7 protein-coding genes are annotated in these 8523 nt (G+C 62.3%); 1 reads left to right on the top strand and 6 read right to left on the bottom strand.

What is annotated here, in order from left to right; genetic code table 11:
- Positions 1-235: hypothetical protein (locus tag Q0216_RS08495; RefSeq protein ID WP_298594522.1), on the bottom strand; the 235-nt coding region annotated here is incomplete at its 3' end.
- Between the two features lie 369 nt (positions 236-604).
- Between Q0216_RS08495 and Q0216_RS08490 the strand changes: the two genes are divergently transcribed.
- Positions 605-3250, top strand: coding sequence for a hypothetical protein (locus Q0216_RS08490; RefSeq protein WP_298594520.1), 2646 nt, complete (start codon positions 605-607; stop codon positions 3248-3250).
- Positions 3251-3375: 125 nt separating this feature from the next.
- On the opposite strand, the gene Q0216_RS08485 is transcribed toward Q0216_RS08490, so the two are convergent.
- The 5 genes from Q0216_RS08485 to tal all read right to left on the bottom strand — a co-directional run.
- Positions 3376-3723: a type II toxin-antitoxin system HicB family antitoxin gene (locus tag Q0216_RS08485; protein ID WP_298594517.1), complete on the bottom strand. Its 348-nt coding sequence runs from the start codon at positions 3721-3723 to the stop codon at positions 3376-3378.
- A gap of 121 nt (positions 3724-3844) precedes the next feature.
- Entirely contained in the window at positions 3845-4939 is a 1095-nt protein-coding gene (locus Q0216_RS08480) for a 6-phosphogluconolactonase (RefSeq protein WP_298594516.1), read from the bottom strand.
- Positions 4932-5918: a glucose-6-phosphate dehydrogenase assembly protein OpcA gene (locus Q0216_RS08475; protein ID WP_298594515.1), complete on the bottom strand. Its 987-nt coding sequence runs from the start codon at positions 5916-5918 to the stop codon at positions 4932-4934. The genes Q0216_RS08480 and Q0216_RS08475 overlap by 8 nt, the downstream gene beginning before the upstream one ends.
- Positions 5915-7462: a glucose-6-phosphate dehydrogenase gene (zwf, locus tag Q0216_RS08470; protein ID WP_298594514.1), complete on the bottom strand. Its 1548-nt coding sequence runs from the start codon at positions 7460-7462 to the stop codon at positions 5915-5917. Before zwf ends, Q0216_RS08475 begins: the two co-directional genes overlap by 4 nt.
- Before the next feature lie 287 nt (positions 7463-7749).
- On the bottom strand, positions 7750-8523 hold a 774-nt coding region (gene tal, locus Q0216_RS08465), incomplete at its 5' end, for a transaldolase (protein ID WP_298594513.1).

The following is an 8523-nucleotide window of genomic DNA, read 5'->3' as shown; positions in this document are numbered from 1 at the left end:
GTCCAAAATGAGCAAATAAACGAGAAAAGCGCGTGTTAACCAGCTCTTGTTTACTAATTTTCTTTTGCTCCAAGTCCTTCCATAGAGCCTTGTTCATAGGAACGTAATAGTCTTTATAAGCCTGAATATCTGCAACCCCTTCTTCTTTTAGAAGTTGCGTCAAAGCCACATCCTCAGCAGCATCAAAATCAAGAAGAGTGTGGTCGAGGTCGAAAAGTAGAAATTTGTAGGACAATTTGAGGTTTTCCTTTCTAGGGGGTGCTTGAAGTCTAAAGGGGGTACATAATTTTCTAATCTTTTAGCAAACATTCAAGTATATTTCTTTTAAAATCATTATCTGCTTCGGTGACGAAACGGCTTGACCACCGTCGCGGGGCGGGAGTACTCTATAAGTAATGGCGGATCATGAAGAGTCCTACTTTCTGAAATATCTTTTTCTTATATTTGTCGGATTCTTCGCTTCCCGCCATTTTTCTTTTAACGTCCGCCCCGCAGGTCGCCGATGACCAAACCCAGCGACAACTCGCGCCCACGCCGCTACGATAAGAACATAGACACACCATCGACGGTGATAGCCGGGTGAGACCAACGGAAAGGACGACCCGTGACCACTCCCTACGACGCATCCCCCTACCTGCAAGAATCACCCTACCTCAACGAATCCGCCTACCTTCACGGCGAAGCGCCCGAGGGCCTCAGCCCCCTCGTGCGCCTCATCCTGATGCGCCGCTTCGGCGTGTACGTCTTCACCGACCTGTACGGCCCCTACTACCGCTCGAACTACTCGAGCATTAACGAGCTGCACCACTCCGGCGCATTCGACACCGACCTGGGGCGAGTATCCGTCCTGAGCAATTGCGGTCTGACCCTCAGCCCTGAGTCCCTCGCCCAGGCGCTGAACGCCAGCGCCAACGAATTCGCCCTGTTCGCGACCATCTGGTCCTACGAATACGGGTACCGCCCCGGCCGTGTGTTCCGCCGCGACTTTGATCTGCGCGCCCTGACGCTCACCGACGAGCAGCGCTACACCGAGCAGATCATGCACTACCTCTCCAACCCGTACTACAACCCGGACGGCACCGAGCGCATCCTCGGCGGCCTGCCCGAGAACTACGTGCCCTACGAATGGCAGCAGCCGATGAGCCGCACCAACTTTGCGGCGATGGAACGCAACCGCCGACCCCTGCAGATGGTCAGCGGCGTGCAGAACGCCCTGATTATGGCGGGCGCCCTCTACCAGCAGCTGCTCGGTCAGCAGCAGGCGTACAACCAGACCGACCAGCGCGACCTTGTGGCGTTGCGCCGTTTCCTCGCCCAGCATGACGCTCTGCCGGGTGCTCGCCCGGAGAACACCAGCCGCGAGAACCGCGTGTTCATCGCCGCCTGCCTGCACCCCGAAGACGCTGAGCGTCTGCGCACCATGAAGGAGGCGCTCGCCCTCGCCGCCGCCTACTCTCGTCTGCGTTTCAACGGCACGGTGGGGGATCTGAGCCTGAGCATCGCGCCGCGCCTGAAGCTGCGCCGTAGCGAACGCACCCGCATCGCGCACCTGCTCAACCGCATTATTGATGCCGACCCGGTCGGTGCCCGCTACGACAGCGCACCCGCCGCCGAAATGTACAAGCGCCTCGTCAAGGCGGTTCACCCCGGCGACTACCCGTCGCTGACCGCGCTGAGCCGCTGGGCTGACGACCTGTACCGCGGTGAGGTGTACAGCTTCGAGTCGCTGGTAGACCGCGCCTACGCAACTAAGGATGCGCAGAACGTGGCGCGTCTGCTCTCCACACGCCCCGGCGTGTTTGCGCGCCAGCTGGTGCGCGCCCTGACCGCGTTCGAGGCGCCCCGCTACGGTATTGACACCGCCCCGAGCCCCGGTCAGCAGGTCATCTTCGACGCGTTTGCCGCCGTGGCGCCGCGCGTTTCCGCACCCATCCTGGTGCAGATCCGCAACCTGGTGACCCTGCAGCGTAACGCGCTCACGAATCCGCCGAAGGAGCGCCCCGCCAACCCGGTGGCGGTGCAGGAGGACCGGGAGCTCGCTGAGTACGCGCGCCGTAACCCGGAGGGCGTCGCGAGGGTTCAGAACCTCATGCAGAACGCGGGTATCCCGAACCCGCTGGGCTCGTTCTTTGGCGCTAATTCTAGCCCGGAGAACCCGCTGCCGTCCATTCCGGTCGGCTCCGAAGCTACCGCGAGCCAGCGCGAAGAGCGCCGTGCGGCTTCCGCGCAGAAGGGCCAACCTGCCGCCCCGCAGCGCATGAACCTGTCCAAGACCGGCATCGCCACCATGATTCCGGCGCGCGAGTACAGCCCGGCGGTGCTGGACCTGCTGGAGCGTCTGGTCGAGATTGGCCTGTCCGGCCGTCTTGCCGAGACCAGCATCTACCTGCCCGAGGAGGTGGGCGATATGGTTATGCCGCTGAACACCCGCAGCGCCCGCCCCTCCCTGGACAGCATGGGCCGCTACAACACCTCGACGGTGCACCTGTCGCCCACCGGCGTGATCCGCCTCTTCTGCTTCTGGGATGAGGGCGTGGACATTGACCTGTCGCTGATGATGTTTGACGCCGAAGGCAACTACATGGACAAGATCAGCTACTGGTCGCAGACCGCGAAGAACAGCCAGGGCGCCATTTACGCGCACCACTCCGGTGACATTACCGACGGTACCGGCGGCGCCTGGGAGTACATCGATATTGAGGCTCGCAAGGCGCTCAAGGCGGAGGTGTGCTACCTCGTGCCGGTGGTGCAGTTGTACTCCGGCTTTGGGGAGGCGCGCACCTTGGATGCGGTGAACGACCTGCAGGCGGGCTTCATGATGGTGCCCGCCGTGGGTGTGGGCGAGGTGCACGAGGTGAGCCAGGTGCACACCAAGTTCGCCCTACGCGCTGAGAGCCGCGGCGTGCTGCCGTTCATCGTGGACCTGCAGAACCGCGACCCGTACGACATCCCGGAGGAGACCGACGCCATCGTGAAGGTGACGGATATCGGTCTTGCCCGCGGCATTAACGTGCTACAGTCAGGCGCGAACATTACCGCTGTGCGTGAGCACTTCGACTGGGCGCAGCCCATGACGGTGCGCGAGTACCTGCAGCTGACCGGCGCGAAGTTTGCGGCGAGCCCCGAGGAGGCGCAGGAGGTGCTGGAGGCGACGGTTCCGTCGCTGGCGGCACTGTACGTGGGCTTCGAGGACGAGGCGGAGGAGCCCCAGGAACAGCAGTCGCAGAATCCTGCCGCTGCTGAAAAGTAGGCGTGCAGTAGGCGAGCGTAGCAAAGAGTGGAGCCCCGGATAGTCGAAACTATCCGGGGCTCCACTCTTTGTCATGTCATAACATTTTGGAATCTTCGTTGGATGATGAAGATGTACTGGCTTACTTAGACGACTGCTTCGAGCTGTTGGCTCACGTACTGGTTCAGGCTCTGGTGAGAAAGCGCTGCCTGCTGAACCAGACGACGATGCAATTGCGGTGAAACACGCAAGTTGAATCGTCCTGAGAAGGAACGCAGAGAGAACGGTTCGGGTGCCTCGCGGCCGTCTTCTTCAAGAATTTCGAGGGTGTCGGCGACGACTTCTCGGATACCTGCGAATGCTTCGGTTGAGGTCGGGGCCAGGTATGAGAGGCTGGGGAATTCGGCAACGGTTCCGACAAATTCCTGGTCGTCTTCAGACCACTCGACGCGGTAGGTGTAGAGTTCGTGGCGGGGGAGAGTGTGACTCGGCATACTTTATAGTACCACTCCTAGTACCATTTCGGGGTGTTTTAAAACCATAGAGAAAAGCCCCGGACAGTCGGAACTATCCGGGGCTCCACTCTTTATCTTGGTGCAGTTCAGAACCGGAACCTTACGGGCGGTTCTCAGGAGCCAGCGACTCCTCGGTTGCAAAAATCAGGGTCTGCTTCTTACCGCGCGCACCCACCGCCGGGGTTTCCAGCAGCAGCTGAGCGTTCAGGTCCTCAGCGTCCAGCTTCGCGCCAGCCAGAAGGCGGCTGGTCGCATCCTGCTTATCCTCACCGGTGATGAGGAAGAACACGTGACGCGAATTATTGATAATCGGCAGGGTCACCGACACGCGCTCAGCCGGCGGCTTCGGCGAATCAGAAACCATCACGGTCACAGCCTTACCGCCCTCAACCGGGTCCTCCGGCAGACCGGTACCCAGCAGAACCTGCTTGCGGCCCGGGAACAGAGAAGCGATGTGACCGTCCGGGCCCATGCCCAGCAGGGTGATGTCAAAGACCGGTGCGGGCCACTGGCCACCACCGCCACCACCGCAGCCTCCGCCGCCGCATCCGCAACCACCTGCGGGCTCAGCAGCCTCAGCGTCGAAGTCTTCCAAAGTGGTCTCTTCGATGGACTGCTCGGGTGCGGAAGAACCGCAACCGCCGCCACCGCAACCACAGCCGCCGGAGCCGCCGTGCTCGTGACCTGCGCCGCCACCGTGACCGCCAGCCAGCGGCAGTTCGGTTGCGCCCTCAGGCATCTGCACGCTCACAGCCGGCGCGGAACCGGCGTAGTCGCGCATCTCGAAAGCGTAGTGCTCGGCAGCTGCCTCAAGGCCGGTGAAAATATCGGACGGACCCATGCGGTGCACATTGCCCACAACCAGGCCGTGCGAAAGCAGGGGAGCGAGCAGCGCCTCAATAGCCTGACCGTCATTGCGTTCGGGGCTACGCTCGGGCACGTAACGCTCATCGGAGAACCAGAAGTGCACGCGGGACCAGTCGATATCCTTCACGCGCTCGTTCTCAGCCCACGCCTTCAAGGTGGCGATACCCATCGTGCCGCCGGTCAGCGAAATGTGGGCAATCGTGCGTTCAGAGAGCACGTGCTCAATGATGTCGAGGATGCGGGTCACCGCGTCCGCGGCGAGAGCCTCGCGGGTCGGGTGCGCCACCAGGGTGGGGGTGGATGCGCCCATGTTCTGAATCTTAGGCATCGAAAACCTCCGGGTATTCTTCGAGATCCAGCATGTCTTCAGGCTGGCAGGTATCGTCCACGAGGGTTACGGTGCGCAGCGCCTGCTTCAGCACGTCACCGTAGGTGTCGTCCGGGTCGAGGCGGCGCAGCTCCTCAGAGATGCACTCGGCGAGGGTACGCACCGGCAGAGCAATCTGCTGATCGGGCGCGTACGGGGTGGAAACGGTCGCCACAGAAATACCGGGGCGGAACATGGTCACGGAACCGTCTTCACGCTCAATGCTGACGCGGTACAGGCCGCGGTTTGCCGCACCGATGGTCGCCAGGTGCACGGGTGCATTGAGCTTCCAACCGAGCCAGGTACCGAGCAGAACCACGGACGGGGACTTGCTCGAACCCCACACAACCACGCGGCGCACGGGGGAGGAAGGCACCTGCTCCAGGAGCGCAGCCAGCTGGGTGCGCCACAGGGTGAGGCGGGTCCACGCCAGGTCGGTGTCGCCGGCGCGGTACACCTCGGCAAGGTGCTTGAGAGCTTCCTTCGGGTCTTCTGCGCGCGCAGAGTCGGTGATGCGACGCTGAGCGATACGACCGATGGAGTGCTGTGCGGGGTTCTCCGGCACCGAGTGCGGCCACCAGACCACAATCGGGGAGTCCGGCAGCAGCAGACCGGAAATCAGCGCCTCGGTCGGGCGGGATGCGCTACCCCAGCCGCGCAGAACAAGCATCTCGGACGCGCCGGTGTCGCCGCCGAGGTGGATTTCTGCATCCAGCTGGTCGGGGTCGAGCGGGTCATGCGAAATGTGCACGATGACGCGGCTCGGGTGCTCGTGGGATGCACGAATTGCCGCGCGCATGGCCTCGCGGGAGTGGCCCTTTTCGGCGAGGACCACGAGGGTGAGCACGCGTCCGCTGCTGAGGCTGCCGTTGTTGGCGCGCAGCTGGCTCAGTTCCTTGTTGATGGCGGAAACGGTGGTGTTGTGCAGGTGCGAGATCACGGGCGCCTCCAAGCGCGGTTGTCGCGTTCGAGCATCTCGTGTGCCGAACGCGGACCCCACGAACCGGACTCGTAGGGTTCAGGCTTAATGCGGTTTTCTTCCCAGTATTCTTCGAAGGGGTCGAGGATCTTCCAGGAGAGCTCAACTTCTTCGTGGCGGGGGAACAGCGGCGGCTCACCGAGCAGAACGTCCAGGATGAGGCGTTCGTACGCTTCGGGGGACTCTTCGGTGAAGGAGTGGCCGTAGCCGAAGTCCATGTTGACGTCGCGGATTTCCATCTGGGTGCCGGGCACCTTCGCGGAGAATCGGATGGTCATGCCTTCGTCGGGCTGCACGCGGATGACGACGGCGTTCTGGCCGACCTGCGGGTTTTCACGTTCGCCGAAGAGACGGTCGGAGGACTTCTTGAAGATGACGGCGATTTCGGTGACTCGGCGGCCCAGGCGCTTGCCGGCGCGCAGGTAGAAGGGGGTGCCTTCCCAGCGGCGGTTTGCGATGGAGACTTTCAGCGCAGCGAAAGTTTCGGTGCGGGAGTCTGCGGGGATGTCGTTTTCGTCGAAGAAGCCGTTGACGTGCTCGCCGCCCTGGTAGCCTGCGGCGTACTGGCCAATCGCGAAGGAATTCGGCAAATCGTCAATGCGGACTGCTTCGAGGACCTTAGCCTTCTCGGCGCGCAGGTGCTTGGCGTCGAGGCTGAGGGGCTCCTCCATGGCGGTGAGGGCGAGCAGCTGCAGCAGGTGGTTCTGGATGACGTCGCGGGCTGCACCCACGCCGTCGTAGTAGCCTGCACGGGAGCCGATGCCGATGTCTTCGGCCATGGTGATCTGGACGTGGTCAACGTAGTTGGAGTTCCAGAGCGGCTCGAACATCTGGTTGGAGAAACGCATCGCCAGGATGTTCTGCACGGTTTCCTTGCCCAGGTAGTGGTCGATGCGGAACACGGCGTCGGGCGGGAAGACCGCCTCCACGATGGAGTTCAGCTCGCGGGCGCTCTCAAGGTTGTGACCGAAAGGCTTCTCAATAACCACGCGGCGCCAACCGTCGACGGGGTTGACGGTGTCGTTATCGCGGGATGCGAGGTCGTGTTCGGCGAGCTTGGTGAGAACCTGCTCGAATGCCTTCGGCGGGATGGACAGGTAGAAGGCGTGGTTGCCGTGGGCGCCACGCTCGTCGAGTTCGGCGAGGGTGCTCTTGAGCTGTTCATAGGCTGCGTCGTCGTCGAAGGCACCCACGACGAATCGCATGCCCTGCTGGAACTGGTTCCACACGTCCTCGCGGAAGGGGGTGCGGGCGTTTGCCTCAACAGATTCACGCACGTAGGCGCGGAAGTCGTCATCGCTCCAGGGGCGGCGGCCGAAGCCGACGAGGCCGAAGCTCGGCGGGAGCAAACCGCGGTTCATGAGGTCGTACACTGCCGGAAGCAGCTTCTTGCGGGCCAGGTCGCCGGTCACGCCAAAGAAGACGAGCGCGGACGGCCCCGCAATGCGGGTAATGCGGCGGTCGCGAGTGTCCCTGAGGGGATTCGATTCATGACCGTTAGTCACAATATATTCCTTTGATTGCCTTGGTTGGTTCGTGCGGCGCGCGGTTCGTACCTTATTCGCGCGGAGGCGATGCCGCATTTTGGAAGGTGTGTACCCTGTATTGTACCGGTTTTGACGGAATGATATGAGGGGCACCTAACCCGCCGGGATTCCCCGAGCAGTGAAGCTCTGGCGGGAACCCCGGCGGATTGGGTAGGGGTGCCGCGGCGCACATCGGGCGGTGCACACCGACAGCGTTTAGTGCCGCGCTATATCTCGGCGGCTACTGGGGCGCGGCTACTGTGCGGCTACTTAGCCTGCTCGAGTGCCTCGCGGACGGTCTGCAGCAGTTCTTCCCAGGAGACGTCGAACTTGGACAGGCCCTCAACCTCGAGCTTCTCCACGACCTCCGGGTAGGAGACATGAACGGAGATAGCGTCCAGAACCTTGTTGGACTCGGAGTAGTTCGGCACGATGGTGTTGCCGGTAATCTCACCGTGGTCAGCAACAGCGTTCAGGGTTGCCTCGGGCATGGTGTTCACGGTGTTGGGTGCGACCAGGCCGGTGACGTACAGGGTGTCCGGCAGCGAGGGATCCTTCACGCCGGTGGATGCCCACAGCGGGCGCTGTACGTTCGCGCCGTGTGCTTCCAAGCGTGCCCAACGCTCGGAGGAGAACATTTCCTCGAACACCTCGTAGGCGAGGCGTGCGTTTGCCAGGCCTGCCTTGCCCTTGAGCTGTACAGCGTCGCCGCCGGCAGCTTCGAGGCGTGCATCGATTTCGGTGTCTACGCGGGAGACGAAGAAGGATGCGACCGAGTGGATGGTGGACAGGTCCTTGCCGTTCTCCAGCGCCTGCTCCAGGCCGAGCATGTAGGCGTTGATGACCTCGCGGTAGCGGGTCAGGGAGAAGATCAGGGTCACGTTCACGCTGATGCCAGCAGCCAGGGTCTCTGCGATGGGGCGCAGACCTTCCTGGGTTGCGGGGATCTTGATCATGACGTTTTCGCGGCCCACGCGCTCGTAGAGTTCACGAGCCATCTTGGCGGTGCCTTCGGCATCGCGTGCCAGGCGGGGATCAAC

Origin of the sequence: uncultured Rothia sp. (assembly GCF_937976295.1) — a bacterium.
Lineage (GTDB): Bacteria > Actinomycetota > Actinomycetes > Actinomycetales > Micrococcaceae > Rothia.
Note: the sequence above shows the minus strand (reverse complement) of the source record. Positions and strands in the feature narration are given on the sequence as shown.

What these genes read in the sequence shown, in the direction of transcription:
- Q0216_RS08485 (WP_298594517.1), bottom strand. Translation starts at nt 3,723, where the DNA reads ATGCCGAGTCACACTCTCCCCCGCCACGAACTCTACACCTACCGCGTC.
- Q0216_RS08480 (WP_298594516.1), bottom strand. Translation starts at nt 4,939, where the DNA reads ATGCCTAAGATTCAGAACATGGGCGCATCCACCCCCACCCTGGTGGCG.